Raw genomic sequence first — 16127 nt, forward strand, 5'->3', positions numbered from 1 at the left:
TGAACGATGCTTTTGTGAGTATCGCTTTTAAGTAAGGTTACTGTATGTGAATATAAAATTTGTGACGCTTACCTTCCCATTTGATGTGAAAAATTATATTTGGTTTCTTTATAATTAACAGGTGAAATATGAATGCTAAAATTAGTATTTTGATTGTTCCTTGTGTCTTTATATCAATATCCACAATGGCAGAGCATAATAATGAAGATAATGTCTGTTTTTATTCAAAAGATAATTATTCTGAAAAGGAGAACGGCACAAAATTTTGCGTGCCTTATTATACCGAGGATGAATGGCTATTTAGCCAATGGAATAATAATATTGCATCAATAAAAATTCCGCTAAATTTACGGGTTGAGGTTTTTAGTGATTATTCATTTTTGGGGAAGTCTGCTACGCTTTATAAAAGCACCAATGCGGCTGAGTTGGCGCAGTATGGATTAACAGCAGACATCAGTTCTTATCGTGTATTACCAAAGAATTTATATCCTGAGAATAAGAGGGTGACATTCAATTACCATTCAGACATTTTCGCTGAAAAATATTTCAGCTATGATTATTATGTTAACAATGGTCATAGCATCTTTTTAACCAAGCAAAGTCAGCCTATTGGTGCTGATGGACAAAGTTCTTACTTCTTTTATAGTCATGCAGGGCAGATAATGACGGCCTTTATCGGGCAAGGGTTTGATCGCAACCTTTACTGTTTGTCACCGGTGGTTCGGCGTAGTTCCCAGCTTGATGCTGATGTGGCATTTACCTATTGTGATTTTAATAATTCTGGCCAGTATTGGTTCCCTCAGGTGGTAGAAAATGAAATAAGATTAGTCAATCAAGGGACGGGTACCGCGTTATCATTAGATCAAATCGGTTTCTATGTGAGCTTACATACTAGCCCGATTAATATTCTACATGGCAGGGAACAACATTTTCAGCAGGGAACCGTGGATAAATACACTCTATGGTTTGATGCGTCTACTATTGAAACGTGGCAGGAAAAGGCAGTCAGACCATTATTACAATATAAGGAAACGCTTGAATCCAGGGGGGTAAATGACCAACGTGAGGTAATAACCCATCGTTTGGACCAACCAGATGATACCTATATCTATTTGGGAAATAAAGAAGGTAGGAATCATATTTATTATGATGCAGAAACTCAATCACTGATGGCTTATAATAAATTAAGTAAAGGTAAAGCGTTAATAGAGTCCTCGTGCCTTTCATTATTGAATGATGGCACTGACCAACCTTCGGCGATTAGCTTTACCTACCATCGCAGTAACTACAGTGATAATAGTTTAGAGTACCGTTGTGATAATGGAGTAGCTTATAATATATACAGCAAAAAATGGTACTTTATGGCTGACTGGGAATATCATTATCTGGTTAATGGATATAAAAATAAAGTTTTGCATTTTTATATGAATGAAAAACCACCATATATTAACTTCAAAGGTGTGATGACTGGGCCAAAATTAGGTGAATACATAGGTGCTGTAGTGAATTTTAATGAGCGAACCCCTCATGATGCTGTATTTATTAATAGTCCGGCCTTAGGCTATGTGCTTGATGTAGAAAAGGCTATTTGTGCATTGCACGGATTTACCGATGATCAAGGCACACATTGTGATTATCTAAGTGCCACATGGTCTGCAACAGATGCTGATACTTGGGATGTTAGCCTCAGTCGCGACTATATGCCCTGGCTGCTGGCGCAAATTTCTCACAAGTTGCATACAAGTGAATGGACTGCTGCGTTGGATGCTTACCTGCAAAAAGTTGAAACACTGGAAACCTTCTTTGAGACCAATAAAGAGCATCCGGTCGATGATGCAATATGGCAACAAACCAAAACACTGCTGGTGGAATTTTTACGTACCTATAACTCAACCGAATATCAGCAAGTTTGGCATCAAGTGGCATATGTCCTTAATCGTATTGAAGTAATGATTGAGGTGAAGGCATGATCCGGCTCTATAGTTACAAAATGTGATATGAATCACGTTTTGCTTTACCCCTTCACTGAGGAGGTATAATCTTGACGAATCTTTACAACTCAACTAAATATTTAACATCTGCATCTCATAACTTACATCGTCAATAAGACGAGAAGTCCATTCATTATTAGTCAAGATTGCCACTGCCGCTGTGTAACACGCAGGGTAGTTTAGCTCGCAGTAGCCCGCATCTGTTAGCACATGCCGATTAGCAGCATGTTCCTAAATACAACGGATGAATACTGCGTGCGTGCTGTTTTGTGGAGAAAAAACATGTCGGTAAATCTCTCTCCGATACCTCAGGTGCGGGGTATTTCACGCCGCCGTCTGCTGGGATATATCGGCGTCGGGCTAGTCAGTAGCCTGATGAGTCCCCTTTCATTAGATGCTTTCGCGGCATCGACCCAAACCTCGCCGCAGAATTTAGAAAGATTCATGTTGGTATCACGCGCATTGACCGGTAAGCGCCAGCTTAATGTGCAGATTGGTCAACGAATCTATCAGGTTTTGCTCGGGAAAATAGGCGGTTTTGACCAAAAACTCTCCTTGTTACAACCGTTGCCTGCGGGTGAACCTCAGCAATGGCCACCTCTGCAACAGCAAATCGCCCGGCAAATATTGCAAGGCTGGTATGTCGGCGTGATCGGTGAGGGAACCGATGCGGCGGTAATCAGCTATGAGAATGCGTTGATGTTCGATGCGGTATCCGATGTGTTGGTTATTCGCTCTTATTGCCCGAATAAACCCGGATACTGGGCTGTAAAGCCTGATGTCGCCTTATAATTTTGGAGAATACATTTATGGCTGACACACTAAAGGCGGATATCGTCGTTATTGGCTCGGGTGTTGCAGGAGGGCTGGTTGCCCATCAACTGGCCATGGCTGGCAAGTCAGTACTGGTTTTAGAGGCAGGTCCGCGCCTCTCTCGTTGGGAAATTGTAGAAAACTTCCGTAATCAGCCGGATAAATCAGACAACATGGCGCCATATCCTTCCACCGCGTATGCGCCTCATCCTGAATCTAACCCAAATAATAACTATCTGATTCAAAAGGGTGAACATCCGTATGATGTGCAATATATCCGCGCAGTGGGTGGCACAACCTGGCACTGGGCGGCTTCTGCCTGGCGCTTTTTGCCTAACGATTTCAAACTGAAAACCGTGTATGGCGTCGGGCGAGATTGGCCAATTGAGTATGCGGTGTTGGAAAAGTGGTATCTGCGCGCTGAACAGGAATTAGGTGTTTGGGGGCCAAGTGATGAAGATCTAGGATCACCCCGCAGCGAACCCTATCCGATGGCACCATTGCCATTATCGTGGAATGAACAGCGCATCAAGACGGTGTTAAATAGCCATGTTTTTAACGGTGGCAGCTTTAACGGCGGAAGTTTCAATGTGGTCACTGAACCGGTCGCCCGTAACAGTCGCCCTTATGATGGCCGGCCAACCTGTTGTGGTAATAACAACTGCATGCCTATTTGCCCTATTGGCGCCATGTATAACGGTATCACTCATGTCGAAAAAGCCGAGCAGGCGGGGGCAGTCGTGCGCCCCAAAGCGGTGGTTTATAAGTTAGAAGTTAATGATAAACAGCAGATTATTGCAGCACTGTTTAAAGATGAACAAGGCAATGAGCATCGGGCTGAGGGTAAATACTTTGTACTGGCCGCCAATGGCATTGAAATTCCGAAACTGATGCTGATGTCCACCGATGAGAAAAATCCACGGGGAGTGGGTAATAGTTCCGATATGGTGGGGCGCAATCTAATGGATCACCCCGGAACTGGGGTGACTTTTATGGCCAGTGAACCCTTGTGGCCAGGGCGTGGGCCGCAGGAAATGACGTCGATGATCGGCTTCCGTGATGGTGCATTCCGCGCTGATTTTGCAGCGAAAAAAATTCATTTATCCAATTTGTCACGTACCGATCAAGTCACGATTGAATTACTCAAACAGGGGGATTTGCAACTCGGGCCACAGCTTGAGGCCAAAATCCGTGACAGGGCCGCGCGTTTTGTACAATTCGACAGCTTCCACGAGATTTTGCCTCATGTCGAAAATCGTATTATCCCCAGCGCTAGCGAGAAAGACGCCATCGGTATTGCGAAACCCGAGTTTTACTATGCAATGGATGATTATGTGCGAAAAAGTGCGGTACACACTCAGCAGGTCTATGCCGAGGCGGCAAAGCTGATGGGGGGAACCGAGGTTAAATTCAACAATAACTTCGCCAATAACAATCATATTACGGGTACCACCATTATGGGCAGTGACCCGAAAGACTCGGTAGTGGACAGCGATTGTCGTACCCATGACCATAAAAACCTGTTTATCGCCAGTAGTAGTGTAATGCCAACTGTCGGTTCAGTTAATTGTACTTTGACGATTGCCGCACTCTCGCTGCGTATCGCTGAAACATTAAAGGCCGAGGTGTAAGATGAGAAAACAAACCTTGGGCTGTTCAGTGAATCTCCTGTTTATCGCATTAGGTTTAGCCGTAACTGGGTATGCCAGTGCTGATGCTGACCTGATTGCACGTGGTGAGTACCTGACTAAGGCCGCTGACTGTGTGGCCTGCCATACCACCAAAGACGGTAAGCCTTTTGCCGGTGGACTTGCCTTCAAGACGCCGATGGGAACGCTATATTCGCCCAACATCACGCCCGATAAAGAGACCGGAATTGGCAATTGGACGGATGAAGAGTTCTTGCGCGCATTACATGAAGGGAAAGGGAAAAATGGTGAGAATCTCTACCCGGCATTCCCTTACACCTCATATACGTTGTTGACGGATGCTGACGTCAAAGCCATTAAAGCCTATCTGTTTAGTCTGCCAGCAGTGCATCAAGCTAACCGCGAAAATGACATGCCTTTCCCATTTAACCAGCGTTGGGGATTGTGGTTCTGGAATTTGGTCAATTTCGAGGGGGAGCGCTTTCAGCCGGACAACACTAAAGATGCACAATGGAATCAGGGGGCTTACTTTGTTGAAGCATTGGGGCACTGCGGTGAGTGCCATACCCCGCGTAATATCACCATGGGGATGAAAGAGAGCAAAGCCTATGGGGGGGCAGAGATTAATGGTTGGACGGCGTTTAATATTACCGCTGATCCACATGCCGGTATTGGTGGCTGGAGTCAGCAACAGGTGGTGCAATATTTGCGCACCGGCCATGTTGACGGTAAAGCGCAAGCTGCCGGGCCGATGGCTGAAGTTATTGAGAACAGCACTCGCCACCTGAGCGAGAGTGATCTCAATGCCATGGCGGTGTATCTGCGTACCCTGGAGCCATTAAATCCAGATGACGAAACCAAGAGTCGTTCGGATTGGGGGCAAGCGGCGAGTAGTGTTAATTCCTTACGCGGTATGCCTTTCACGGCAGATAACAACACTGACGGCGCGCGCCTGTATTTGGGGAACTGTGCCAGTTGCCACAGTTTCACCGGTGAGGGCGTAAAAGACGGTTATTACCCTTCATTGATGAAAAACTCGGTGGTCGGGGCATCCGCGCCCAATAACCTGATTAATGTGATTCTCCACGGTGTGTCACGCAAAACCAATGACGGTGAAGTCTTTATGCCCGGGTTTGCCAACACCTTGACCGATGAGCAGGTTGTTAGTTTGAGTCATTATCTGCTACAGCAATTCGGACAACCGACACTGAATATAAAAGCCGATGATGTGAAGGCGCTGCGCGGAGAATAGAAAATAAGCACCAGGAAACCCGGTTCCCTTGTGCTTATTTAACCTTCTCATTATGCCAATGCATTAATGTATATTCGCCATCATTACTGATGCCGGTGGCTATAGCTACCCACCCCTGTTTTTGATAAAACGCCAGTGCCTGCTGGTTTTTTGCCAGACATTTGAGTGAGCCGTGGCTGGTAAATAGCTGTTGTGCTGCCTGCAATAAGGCTTTTCCCGTACCGGACTGTTGTAGCGCAGGGTCAATAAACAGATGATGCAGGAAACTCTCTTCCATAAAAATTGAGGCAAAACCTAAGTGTTGATCGCCATCAACGGCGACCAGCACAGTTTCACCGATGGTTGAGCGATCAAAATCTTCCAGCCTAAAGTGTTCAACGTCCAGCCAGGTAAAGGCTGCTTTACGTGATGCCAGATACAAGGTGCGCAGGAATGGCCGGTCACTTTCCTGATACTGACGAATCTTGATACTCATCCTACGGTTATACCTCCAAAACAGGGTGCTTTCGCGAAATTGATCATTGGTTGAGCCAATACATGATTGATCTTCTACCACCTGCCCATGATAATAACAATTCTGACTCGGGGTGCCTGCCACAAACAGTGGCATGGCTGAGATATTACCCGTATTACCTGATCTGGATTATGCCAGCGTAGGGAAGTCTCGGCACCTTAGGGTTCCGCCTTCTTGACCGCCGGTTAGGAGGAATATGTTCGTTCAACCTGCCGTTTTCTCTTTAGCTATTCTCGCTGTTGCTGCCATTCGAACTCCCATTGATATGAGTGTGGAGAGATATTCATGAAGCGAATTAATGCACTCACGATTGCCGGAACTGACCCTAGCGGTGGGGCCGGTATTCAGGCTGATTTGAAAACTTTCTCTGCTTTGCAAGCTTACGGCACCAGTGTGATCACCGCCTTGGTGGCACAAAATACCTGTGGTGTGCAGTCAGTTTATCCCATCGAACCGGCGTTTGTTGCAGCTCAACTCGATTCTGTTCTCAGTGATGTGCGCATCGATAGCGCGAAAATCGGTATGTTGGCTAATGCTGACATTGTCGAGATTGTTGCCACACAACTGCAACGTTATCCCATCTCATTTGTGGTGCTAGATACCGTTATGGTCGCCAAAAGCGGTGACCCTTTATTAGCGCCAGAGGCCGTAGACGCAGTACGTCAACTGCTGTTACCGCGGGTGGCTTTGATTACCCCGAATCTGCCAGAAGCAGCCGCGCTACTCAATTGCCAGCCTGCGCGCGATGAGCAACAAATGTGTGAACAGGGGCGAGCACTGTTGGCTCTGGGCTGTCAGGGAGTATTGATGAAAGGAGGGCATCTGAGCGGTGAGGATAGCCCCGATTGGCTGTTTACGGCACAAGGCGAACAGCGTTTTGTTACCCGCAGAGTAAATACTCGCCATACCCACGGCACCGGCTGCACCTTATCGGCCGCATTGGCGGCCTTACGGCCACGGCACCACGATTGGGCAGATACGGTGAATGCCGCCAAACACTATCTGCAAGGTGCATTAGAACAAGCCAATACCCTTGAAGTCGGGCAGGGGATCGGGCCGGTGCATCATTTTCACCAGTGGTGGTAATCCCCTTCGTCCTTGAAGTCGCAGGGGTGTTATCTGCGCGCTCCCCCGAATCACTGACTTGAGTCAGCTCATCGGGATGTGTTCACTTGCCGCCTACCTGTAGCTCCAATGACGAAGTGCATGCCTTATTTATTGAATTTCATGCTAATAAATAGCGCTGAGTCATCACAAACATCGCGATGGCACGTTGTAAGTGATGGGCATCAAAACGGTTAAGCAGATAGCTGTCCGCGCCTTTGCGTGGGCGAATACACAGTGAGAGTTTTGGCTCGCCTGTTTCATCGTTAATCAGATCAAATTGATAACTGCCGATATCTTTTTCATCTTCACGCCAGGAGATTTGTACCGCAGGTAATGGGTTGCCTGCGCTAGGTTGGCGAACGGCAAAAAAGTACTCTCCGGCCCAGAACCCGGCGTAATCCCCATCAGCCTGTAGATGTTTGGTGCGAAAAATAGGCGCATCGACTAACTGACGGATAGCCTCGGGCGTTATCTGTTGTCGGGTTTGTTGCCACAGCGGGGTGTCATTTTCAAGTTGCCAGCAGGCTGCACCAAGATAATCATTCAATTCGCGCCAATCGGCATCGAGTTGCTGTAGCAACTCTTCATCGAGGATATTACGGTACTGCTGCATACCGCTGGGTTGTTCGCCCAATGTTTCGTAGGTGATTAACTCCATGGTGCGGGGTTTACGGCGAAAGCTCATCCACAACACGGCCTTAGGAATGCGAAATTCAATGGATTGAATGCTCAGACGATAGCGATCGCCTTTATTCACCACAAAACCATTGGCTGTACCGCGCTTATTTTGGTAATTACGTACCACCACCACGCTATTTAGTCCCATCCAGCCAGTGACATAATGTTCGCTGTCGGAATTGGCAACATCCAGATCGATAACCATCTGGATAATTTTATCCGTTTCAAGCTTAGCCAGCGGGTGGGCATCCCCGGCAGAGTAATACAGCTTCTCGGGTTCTTCGGGTAACTCAACGGTTAACATGGCATGGCCTTTTATCGGGTGGGATCGGCTGATAGCTATCTGGTTCATAGCTTAACTCAAGCTGTCATACAGATTGTGGTATAACTGGAATTAGGATGAAAATTCGTGCTATGGATCAACTTTTTCGCCGGTTGATGGTCATAGACAGGCAAACTAATACCACGCCGCTAAGCCGTTGCACAGAGCCTGGCTCACTGTCCGGCGAGTAGATTAATCAGATAATAAGGATTTCGATAATGAAAGGTAACAAAACCCGCCATTGTCTTGTGGCTGCGGTGATGCTCAGTGTCAGCTCCTGGGCTTTCGCGCAGCCAGCCACCACAACTGTCACAGCCACGTCAGTTGCCCAGACTTCTTCTGTCAAAAACCGCCCGACCACGGCGGATCTGCTGCAACAGCCGGTTTATAAAAATAGCTGGCAAAAAATGGTGAAAAGCCAAAAGAATCTCCCCGCCTGGGCACGCAAAGGGGTGGGGACGTCAGCACCTTATGAGGTGATAAATTGGCAAGGGCAGCAATATAAGGTGGGGCGAATTTGTAAACCTCATGATTGCAGTAATAACTTTATGTGGGTGGCGTTTAGTCAGGATAAAAAACAAGTATGGCAGGCATGGGGAATGCGTATTTCCGTGGCGGACAAGCCACAAGCACTTGATAAACCGAGTGAGTTCGCGACCTATCAATGGCTCGGTCGCCCCAATGACAGTATCCAGGCCATGCTCAAAAAGCAGTTACAGCAAGATCCTAATTGGCACTGATTGCAGGCAGGCCGCTAATAAGTAAATTTATCTAGATTAATTGATTATATTGATGAAGATGTCACTGGCGGATTTGAATGCTGGTTGCAGCGGCCTCGCAGCAGCGAGGCCTGAATCGTGAATGCAACCAACACAGCTACAACTTGAACAATGACGGGGATATCAACCAACGCCAGCTTGATGCAGGTCGTGCAGATTAATGGCTCCGACCAGTTTCCCATCCAGATTCACCACCGGTGCGGCACTGAGATGGTGCTGATGCAGTGCCTCCAGCGCTTCTCCTGCGCGCCATTGCTCAGGTAATCGGTAGCCTGGCCGTGTGATGGCATTTTCTAAGGGGTGCTGTAAGGTGCCACCTTTTACCAGCCAGCGGCGTAAATCACCGTCAGTGAATACCCCCACAACCCGTTGCTCCGGGTCACATACAGCCACCAGCCCTAGTCCTGTACGGCTCAGTTCTAACATGGCTTCCATTACGCTGTCGGATTCATTCACCATCGGCAAGCGATCACCGGTTCTCATTAAGTGATGGACTCGATTAAGTAGCCTTGCGCCCAAGCTGCCGCCAGGATGTGAGCGGGCAAAATCTTCTGCACCGAAACCGCGATGGCGCATTAATGCCATTGCCAGAGCGTCCCCCATCATCAGGGTATTAACCGCGCTGGAGGTAGGAGCCAACCCCATCGGGCAAGCTTCGTGCTCGACACTGATATCCAAGACACAGGCAGCACCCAGCGCCAGCGGGGACTCTTTGCCGCCAGTGATGGCAATCACGGGGATCTGGCTATCCGCCAACAAGGGTAGAATCAGGTCCAGTTCTTTGGCGCGCCCTGAGTAGGAGATAAAAATCACCACATCCTGAGGGCCAATCATGCCCAAATCGCCGTGCAATGCTTCAGCCGGATGTACAAAGAAGGAGGGGGTGCCAGTGCTGGCCAGTGATGCAGCAATCTTTTTACCAATATGGCCAGATTTGCCAATCCCTGAAACTACAGCCTTACCGGTGCAGGCTAATAATAACTCACAGGCGCGAATAAAATTATCATCTAAACGTGACAGCAGCTTATGCGCTTCTGTCAGTTCAATTTCCAGTGTTTCACGGGCATAGGTAATCAACGGATTAGTCATTTTTATCAACCAGAATGATGTTAATGCCCATGTCCTGTAGCGCTTGCAAATATTCTGGGCTAATACCTTTATCTGTAATCAGGATATCAACGGCGCTTAACGGGCACACTACATTTGGGCTTTTACGGCCAAATTTGGAGGAATCAACCAGCAAAATAATGCGGCTAGCGGCACGGCACATCGCCGTACTAACATGATAAACTTCGTTAAACGTGGTGACACCTGCTTTCAGATCGACACCATCTGCACCGATAAACAGTTGATCGAAACTAAAATTATCAAATGCAGATTCTGCCAGACTACCATGAAAAGAGGCTGAACCTTTACGGTAAGTGCCACCCGGCATCAAGATAGTTTGATCGTTATCCAGCTCAACCAGTTCATTGACGATATGCAGGCTGTTGGTCATCACCGTGATATTGTTGAATTTTGTCAGGTGGGGAACCATTTGCAACACGGTACTACCGGCATCAAAAACCAGGCTATCACCGTCTTTAATCAGTTTGCTGGCAGCTTGAGCAATTTGTTTTTTCTTATCGGTATTAATGTGAGTTTTACGGTCAATGGGTTGTTCTATATCATCACGATTTAATACGACCCCACCGTAGGTACGGATAACCGCCCCTTCATTTTCAAGACTGGTTAAATCCTTACGAATAGTGGTACCGGTGGTTGAAAAATGTGCGGCGAGTTGATCGACGGCCGTCTTTCCGTGTTGTTGGAGATATTCCAGTATTGCAACCTGTCGCTGCTTTGGCTTCATAACGATCCCCGCTCAAGTATTTCCATTGCCTCTTTTTCAGGCATAACTTTCACATGAAAAAGAATAGCTTTCATTGTGAAAATATCATGATTTCGGTTTAATCGCTAATAATAGTGCAGTTTGACATGCTTTATCCGTAGGGAAGATCACATCCGGGATTAAATCCTGCTGATGTAAGCCATGAAGCTGAGGTAATGGGCGTGGGCGGGCGAAAACGCTAATGCCACGCATGATCATGCTGTCACTGACCCGCATATTTTCATCGAAAGCCAGCGCCATTACCACGCGGGGCTTAAAGCGCCCGCCAGATCGGCCAACACCAACTGATTTACTGTGCTGACACAGGCGGTCAAAAGCACGGTTAAACCGATTGATTTGCCACCAGCCAAGCATGATTTGCAGCACCCAGGCGATGATAACAATAGTGATCAGTGCTGATGTTGGAGACATATTTTTATCCTTCTTACTTGACGTTGCAGCAGTGTTAGCTGCGTTCGTTGCTTGGCCCATCCTTGGGCCTCGCCTCTGTGAGACCGCTAGAAACAGTCCCCTTCGCTTGCTGGGATGACAAACTGTTTTTTCAGACAACATCACACTTAAAACATCACCTGACCACCGGTAATATTAATTGATTGTCCGGTGCAATAGGCGGCTTTATCGCTAGCGTAGAACAACAGCATGTTAAGCACATCCTGATAATCACAACCCCGTTTTAGTGGCACTTTATCGGTGTAATATTTTTCAACTTCTTCTGGTTGAATGCCCAACTTTGCAGCGTACTGCGGTAAAAGTGATTGGAACATCGGTGATTTCAACAGATTGCCTAACATCAGGGAATGCACCGTGATACCGTAGTCAGCCAAGTCCAGAGCCAATGATTGGGTCAAACCAACGCCACCAAACTTGGCAGCACTGTAACCCGAGTTGTGTTTACTGCCCACTTTACCTGATTTGGAGTTGATCTGGATAATTCGCCCGGCAACGCCATCACGGATCATCAGGCGAGAGAATTCACGAGCACATAAGAAGTAACCGACCAGATTGACCTGTAGTGAGCGGTCAAAATCATCCAGTGGGAAATCAGTAATCGGTGCTGCCTTGGCAATGCCTGCGCTGTAAACGAGCAGGTTAGTTTGATGGAAACTTTGATCTACTGCTTTTGCCAGCATTTGCACGCTGCTTTCATTGGTGGCATCAACCTGAAAACCACGGGCGCTATCTGCGCCGTATTCGGCATTAATCTGATCAGCGACTAACTGTGCGTTAGCTGAATTTAAATCAGCAACTGCAACTTTATACCCTGCTTCGGCAAGACCATGACACAAGAATGCGCCTAATGTTTGTCCACCACCAATAACTACTGCTACTTGTGACATAACTACCTCCAAAATTATCCTTGGTACTTGAAGCTGCAGCGGTGTTAGTCGAACTCACTCACCCGAATCACTGACGAGTGTCAGCTCATCGGGATTTGTTCGTCTACTTCCTTTGCAATTCCAATTACTTCGGCTAATACCCTTAGTACTTGAAGCTGTCGCAGGGTTAACTGCGATGCTAATGACATCGGGTATAAATGAATAAATTAACGAATAAATTTCAGTGAGCTACCGATAGGAATATCATCGGGTGTTGGCCCTATTACATGGATAGAACCGGGGAACTCAGGCTGCTTATCACCATTAAAACGAATGGTGACATGACCCAATTCACGTAGGTTCTGAGTTGCCACCTCGCCAACTGCGGTGATGACATAGCGCAGATCAGCCAGTTCCATAATGTTGCCAGCCTGTAGCTCTCCATCGGTATCGCTGTGCTGATGGATAAAACAGAACTCTTCAATATCTTTGGGTGCCCCTTCGCGGAAGGTGATAAGCATGTCATCAAGCAGCGCCTCGCGGGCGCTGTCGCCGATATTGGTAATAGTTGTCTGATAAATAGTATTCATACGTACATCCTTAACCGTTGAATGTATTACAGATAATTTTGTATTTAGTGCTTACTGATAGATAAAGGCTGATGCTGCCCAGGCAATCAATACTGTTGGCGCTCCAGTAAGGAAACGGCCAACCAGAACCGAAGGGACACCGACACGAACGGTATCTTGTTTCGCTTCGGCCAAAGACAGACCTACTGGGATAAAGTCACATGCTGCTTGGGCATTAATTGCAAATAACGCTGGCAGGGCTAATTGCGGTGGAATATTCCCCAAACCAATTTGTACCCCAACCAATACGCCGATAACTTGTGCGATAACGGCCCCTGGGCCTAAGAACGGCGACAACAGTGGGAAGGAGCAGATCAGTGCCAAGAGCACTAAGCCTATCGGGCTGCTGGCCAGCGGTGTTAAGCCGTGGGCGATAAAGTCGCCCAAACCGGATGCCATAATGATGCCGATTAACGCCGAAACGAAGGCCATAAACGGCAGGATAGTTTTCAGTACGGTATCGATGGTGTCGCGGCCTGACTGGAAGAATACCGCCACAACAGACCCCATCCCCATCCCGACTTTCGCCAGTAACCCGTCACTTTGTTCGGTAATTTTCTTGCTGGTATCGTAATCACGACCAGCTTTGCTTGCGGTTGCTGTCGCCGGTTCTGCTGGTGCAGCCGTTGCGGTGGCGTGATCGGTTCCACTGACTTTATGGATATTTTTTTCACGCACACCGGAAACATAAATATCTTCCAGTATGTATTGCGCCATCGGCCCGGATTGACCGGTTGAATGGATATTAACGGTTGGAATACGGCGTTTCGGATACAGGCCACAGCGCAGGGTGCCACCACAGTCAATAATCGCCACGGCGATCTCTTCGGCTGGTGGCTCACCTTCTTTGAACCCATCCACCGCTTCCCAGCCAGTCAGTTCACTGATACGGTCAATAATGGCCGGGCGGGTACCCGCGGTGATATAGACAATTTTCTTACCCGGTACGATTGGCAACACTAATGGGCCACCCCAGCCGCCTTCGCCTTTTTCAATCCTGATGAATTCACTCATGCTCTGCTCCACACAGTATGTATTTAATTTACATATTAAAGTTGTACGTTACGGTCCAGACGGATGCCCATTTTGCGTTCAAAGATGGAGGTCGTCAGATCGGTAACCCAGCCACGGAAGAAGTTGGTGAACAACCCAACCAGGAAGTAGCTAACAGCCAGCGGGCCGAGGGGTAAGCCCAGTGTGGTTAAACCACTGGCAATACCTAAGAACACGAACAACTCACCTGGGTTAATGTGTGGGAACAAACCATTCATTGAGTGGCAACTGTAAGAGGCGGCCGCGTAATAACTTGGTTTATATTTTTCTGGCATAAAACGCCCGAGACTTAAGGTCATCGGGTTACAAAATACAAAGGTACCGATCAGTGGCAGCAACAGGTAACGGGAAACAGGGTTACCGGCACAGCGTTGAGCCAATCGTTCAATCCTATCCTGACCAACAAACTTGATCAGTGCATTCATGATTACTAACAAACTGATTAATAAAGGTAAGATCCCGGTGACCATGCCAACAAAAACTTCGCCCCCTTTTTGGAAGAGTCCGATAAACCACTCGGCTCCATGGGTTATGAGTTCAATCATTTTTTTCTCCTGTAATCGAGGTTATGGCTGTTTTTATAAACTTTTGTTTTGAAAAGAAACTTCAGGAACCGCGTGATAAAGCGGTATTCAAAATACTGAGGTTCCAGAATGGACTTCAGCATCTTGTCTGTCGCCATGTGAACTACCATAATCATTTTTTAGATCTATTTATTGCATATGGATCACACTTTGAAAGTAAAACCTTTCAAAGTGAAAATTAAATGTAAAAGAAAAGAGGTTTGAAATGAAAGGTTTTTGCGTAAAAAAATGCGTTAACTCGAGCTAAAGCCAGGTCAACGTTGAGTTAGGCAGAGCGATAAGGGTAATAAAATCGAGAGGGATCATGGGCTAACTGAAGATAGCCCACGGATAGATATTTAGCCCAGCAGTTCACAATTTGGCGGCAGACGGCAGCCAATCGCATTGGGGATTATTTCGATACGGAAATGCTTGCCTGCCAGTGGTTCGCCATCCAGATTAAAAGTGATGTCATGGGGGGCTGTAATTTCCAGCCAAGGCAAGGTAGCCTCCACTACATTTTTATTTTTCTCACCACTGAACACGCTGGTCAGTAGGGCAGGAAGCAATTCCTCTGCGGTCAGCAACCGCAATTGCAGCAAGCCATCATTAACTAGCGCATCGGGGCAGAGAGGCTGTCCACCACCGGCTTGCCGACCGTTGCCGATACCTATTACCAGTGCATCACCCGCCCATTCGAAACCTGGCCCATGTATTTCACAACTGTCTGCTTTAATCGCATCCATACGCATCAGGCCATGAATAAAGTATGAAGCCCCACCCAGTACGGCTTTGAGTTTTTCCGGTGTCTCAGTGGTAATGCGGGTGCCAAAGCCACCGGTCGCCATATTGATAAAGTAGTGTTCGCTATTTACTCGCGCGATATCAATGGTGACCGCCCGGCCTTTGACTGCCAATTGAAATGCATTTTCTATGTGCAGGGGAATGTTACAACTGGTGGCAAAATCGTTGGCTGTACCTAAGGGCACAATACCTAAATTGGGGCGGTTGTAGGAGGGCAGGGCCATCAGCGCGCTGGCGACTTCATTAATAGTGCCATCTCCCCCGCCCGCAATTACCGTATCGACCCCCAGACCGGCAGCTTCGCCAACATAACGCTTCGCATCCCCGTGTTCCCAAGTGACTCGAACATGAAGCATAATGCCTTCATCACGCAAGTTTTTGACGGCATTGCGAACTTCAAGATTACCCGATTCCTTACCGTTCAAGATGAGAAGGGTACGTGGCATTGAGGTCATAACGTGCTCCAATCGTTTCTGCGATAGGAGTAACAGTAACCCATAGCTGTTTAATTTACCTATCCCCTTCTTACTTGAACTTGCAGGGGTGTTAGCGGCGTTCACTTACCCGAATCACTTACTTGAGTAAGTTCATCGGGATTAGTGAGGGGCTAGCATAAATGCAGCTCGAATCACTTGCTGGTAGTGGGTTTGGCTTCTTTAGCTATATGAGATTATTCCGACAATATTGCAAATATCAATTATCTTTAAGTTTAATAAAAAGAGGTTTTATTTTTGTTGGGATATTTATTTAACGGAGATAATTATTA

Annotated in this window: 16 protein-coding genes and 1 riboswitch; of the genes, 6 read left to right on the top strand and 10 right to left on the bottom strand. The window is 47.2% G+C overall.

The genetic code is table 11. The features are described 5' to 3' along the window. Positions 1–128 precede the first annotated feature (128 nt). The 4 genes from V1956_RS08235 to V1956_RS08250 all read left to right on the top strand — a co-directional run bounded on the left by V1956_RS08235 (position 129) and on the right by V1956_RS08250 (position 5705). A complete protein-coding gene (locus V1956_RS08235) occupies positions 129–1970 on the top strand; it encodes a hypothetical protein (protein WP_442825007.1) in 1842 nt (613 codons plus the stop codon). Positions 1971–2273: 303 nt separating this feature from the next. Beyond that, entirely contained in the window at positions 2274–2783 is a 510-nt protein-coding gene (locus V1956_RS08240) for a sugar dehydrogenase complex small subunit (protein WP_420075349.1), read from the top strand. A 17-nt stretch (positions 2784–2800) separates the two neighbouring features. After that, complete coding sequence (locus V1956_RS08245; protein WP_372559652.1) at positions 2801–4435, top strand: GMC family oxidoreductase; 1635 nt, start codon at positions 2801–2803, stop codon at positions 4433–4435. A 1-nt stretch (position 4436) separates the two neighbouring features. Further along, a complete protein-coding gene (locus V1956_RS08250; protein ID WP_442825008.1) occupies positions 4437–5705 on the top strand; it encodes a c-type cytochrome in 1269 nt (422 codons plus the stop codon). A 34-nt stretch (positions 5706–5739) separates the two neighbouring features. Here V1956_RS08250 and V1956_RS08255 read toward each other — a convergent pair whose 3' ends face one another. Next, a complete protein-coding gene (locus V1956_RS08255) occupies positions 5740–6180 on the bottom strand; it encodes a GNAT family N-acetyltransferase (protein ID WP_372559650.1) in 441 nt (146 codons plus the stop codon). 98 nt (positions 6181–6278) lie between these two features. After that, positions 6279–6382: riboswitch (TPP riboswitch) on the top strand. A 122-nt stretch (positions 6383–6504) separates the two neighbouring features. On the opposite strand from V1956_RS08255, the gene thiD reads away from it, so the two are divergent. Further along, positions 6505–7305, top strand: a complete 801-nt coding sequence (thiD, locus tag V1956_RS08260) for a bifunctional hydroxymethylpyrimidine kinase/phosphomethylpyrimidine kinase (protein ID WP_442825009.1) — start codon at positions 6505–6507, stop codon at positions 7303–7305. Positions 7306–7444: 139 nt separating this feature from the next. Here the strand turns inward: thiD and V1956_RS08265 are convergent, their stop codons facing one another. Beyond that, positions 7445–8308 (bottom strand): hypothetical protein, encoded by an 864-nt coding sequence (locus V1956_RS08265; protein WP_420071792.1) that lies wholly within the window; start codon positions 8306–8308, stop codon positions 7445–7447. Positions 8309–8544: 236 nt separating this feature from the next. Between V1956_RS08265 and V1956_RS08270 the strand changes: the two genes are divergently transcribed. Further along, positions 8545–9066 carry an inhibitor of vertebrate lysozyme family protein gene (locus V1956_RS08270; protein WP_442825010.1) on the top strand — a complete coding sequence of 174 codons (522 nt, stop codon included), beginning with the start codon at positions 8545–8547 and terminating at the stop codon, positions 9064–9066. 162 nt (positions 9067–9228) lie between these two features. On the opposite strand, the gene gutQ is transcribed toward V1956_RS08270, so the two are convergent. The 8 genes from gutQ to yegS all read right to left on the bottom strand — a co-directional run bounded on the left by gutQ (position 9229) and on the right by yegS (position 15807). Beyond that, positions 9229–10194 carry an arabinose-5-phosphate isomerase GutQ gene (gene gutQ, locus V1956_RS08275; protein ID WP_372559647.1) on the bottom strand — a complete coding sequence of 322 codons (966 nt, stop codon included), beginning with the start codon at positions 10192–10194 and terminating at the stop codon, positions 9229–9231. Beyond that, positions 10187–10957 (bottom strand): glucitol operon DNA-binding transcriptional repressor SrlR, encoded by a 771-nt coding sequence (srlR, locus tag V1956_RS08280; protein WP_083163232.1) that lies wholly within the window; start codon positions 10955–10957, stop codon positions 10187–10189. The genes gutQ and srlR overlap by 8 nt, the downstream gene beginning before the upstream one ends. Before the next feature lie 84 nt (positions 10958–11041). Then, a complete protein-coding gene (gene gutM, locus V1956_RS08285) occupies positions 11042–11407 on the bottom strand; it encodes a transcriptional regulator GutM (protein WP_083163234.1) in 366 nt (121 codons plus the stop codon). 146 nt (positions 11408–11553) lie between these two features. After that, positions 11554–12333 (bottom strand): sorbitol-6-phosphate dehydrogenase, encoded by a 780-nt coding sequence (gene srlD, locus V1956_RS08290; RefSeq protein WP_372559646.1) that lies wholly within the window; start codon positions 12331–12333, stop codon positions 11554–11556. 206 nt (positions 12334–12539) lie between these two features. Next, the gene (gene srlB, locus V1956_RS08295) at positions 12540–12902 is read right to left on the bottom strand and encodes a PTS glucitol/sorbitol transporter subunit IIA (protein ID WP_083163238.1); all 363 of its coding nucleotides are present in this window, start codon (positions 12900–12902) and stop codon (positions 12540–12542) included. Positions 12903–12953: 51 nt separating this feature from the next. After that, entirely contained in the window at positions 12954–13955 is a 1002-nt protein-coding gene (gene srlE / locus V1956_RS08300) for a PTS glucitol/sorbitol transporter subunit IIB (RefSeq protein ID WP_083163240.1), read from the bottom strand. Between the two features lie 35 nt (positions 13956–13990). Continuing rightward, positions 13991–14539, bottom strand: coding sequence for a PTS glucitol/sorbitol transporter subunit IIC (gene srlA, locus V1956_RS08305; RefSeq protein WP_004877312.1), 549 nt, complete (start codon positions 14537–14539; stop codon positions 13991–13993). 377 nt (positions 14540–14916) lie between these two features. Further along, positions 14917–15807 (bottom strand): lipid kinase YegS, encoded by an 891-nt coding sequence (yegS, locus tag V1956_RS08310; RefSeq protein WP_442825791.1) that lies wholly within the window; start codon positions 15805–15807, stop codon positions 14917–14919. Positions 15808–16127: the final 320 nt, after the last annotated feature.

This window comes from Yersinia sp. 2540 StPb PI, assembly GCF_052217165.1.
Lineage (GTDB): Bacteria > Pseudomonadota > Gammaproteobacteria > Enterobacterales > Enterobacteriaceae > Yersinia > Yersinia enterocolitica_E.

What these genes read in the sequence shown, in the direction of transcription:
- V1956_RS08235 (WP_442825007.1), top strand. Translation starts at nt 129, where the DNA reads ATGAATGCTAAAATTAGTATTTTGATTGTTCCTTGTGTCTTTATATCA.
- V1956_RS08240 (WP_420075349.1), top strand. Translation starts at nt 2,274, where the DNA reads ATGTCGGTAAATCTCTCTCCGATACCTCAGGTGCGGGGTATTTCACGC.
- V1956_RS08245 (WP_372559652.1), top strand. Translation starts at nt 2,801, where the DNA reads ATGGCTGACACACTAAAGGCGGATATCGTCGTTATTGGCTCGGGTGTT.
- V1956_RS08250 (WP_442825008.1), top strand. Translation starts at nt 4,437, where the DNA reads ATGAGAAAACAAACCTTGGGCTGTTCAGTGAATCTCCTGTTTATCGCA.
- V1956_RS08255 (WP_372559650.1), bottom strand. Translation starts at nt 6,180, where the DNA reads ATGAGTATCAAGATTCGTCAGTATCAGGAAAGTGACCGGCCATTCCTG.
- thiD (WP_442825009.1), top strand. Translation starts at nt 6,505, where the DNA reads ATGAAGCGAATTAATGCACTCACGATTGCCGGAACTGACCCTAGCGGT.
- V1956_RS08265 (WP_420071792.1), bottom strand. Translation starts at nt 8,308, where the DNA reads ATGTTAACCGTTGAGTTACCCGAAGAACCCGAGAAGCTGTATTACTCT.
- V1956_RS08270 (WP_442825010.1), top strand. Translation starts at nt 8,545, where the DNA reads ATGAAAGGTAACAAAACCCGCCATTGTCTTGTGGCTGCGGTGATGCTC.
- gutQ (WP_372559647.1), bottom strand. Translation starts at nt 10,194, where the DNA reads ATGACTAATCCGTTGATTACCTATGCCCGTGAAACACTGGAAATTGAA.
- srlR (WP_083163232.1), bottom strand. Translation starts at nt 10,957, where the DNA reads ATGAAGCCAAAGCAGCGACAGGTTGCAATACTGGAATATCTCCAACAA.
- gutM (WP_083163234.1), bottom strand. Translation starts at nt 11,407, where the DNA reads ATGTCTCCAACATCAGCACTGATCACTATTGTTATCATCGCCTGGGTG.
- srlD (WP_372559646.1), bottom strand. Translation starts at nt 12,333, where the DNA reads ATGTCACAAGTAGCAGTAGTTATTGGTGGTGGACAAACATTAGGCGCA.
- srlB (WP_083163238.1), bottom strand. Translation starts at nt 12,902, where the DNA reads ATGAATACTATTTATCAGACAACTATTACCAATATCGGCGACAGCGCC.
- srlE (WP_083163240.1), bottom strand. Translation starts at nt 13,955, where the DNA reads ATGAGTGAATTCATCAGGATTGAAAAAGGCGAAGGCGGCTGGGGTGGC.
- srlA (WP_004877312.1), bottom strand. Translation starts at nt 14,539, where the DNA reads ATGATTGAACTCATAACCCATGGAGCCGAGTGGTTTATCGGACTCTTC.
- yegS (WP_442825791.1), bottom strand. Translation starts at nt 15,807, where the DNA reads ATGCCACGTACCCTTCTCATCTTGAACGGTAAGGAATCGGGTAATCTT.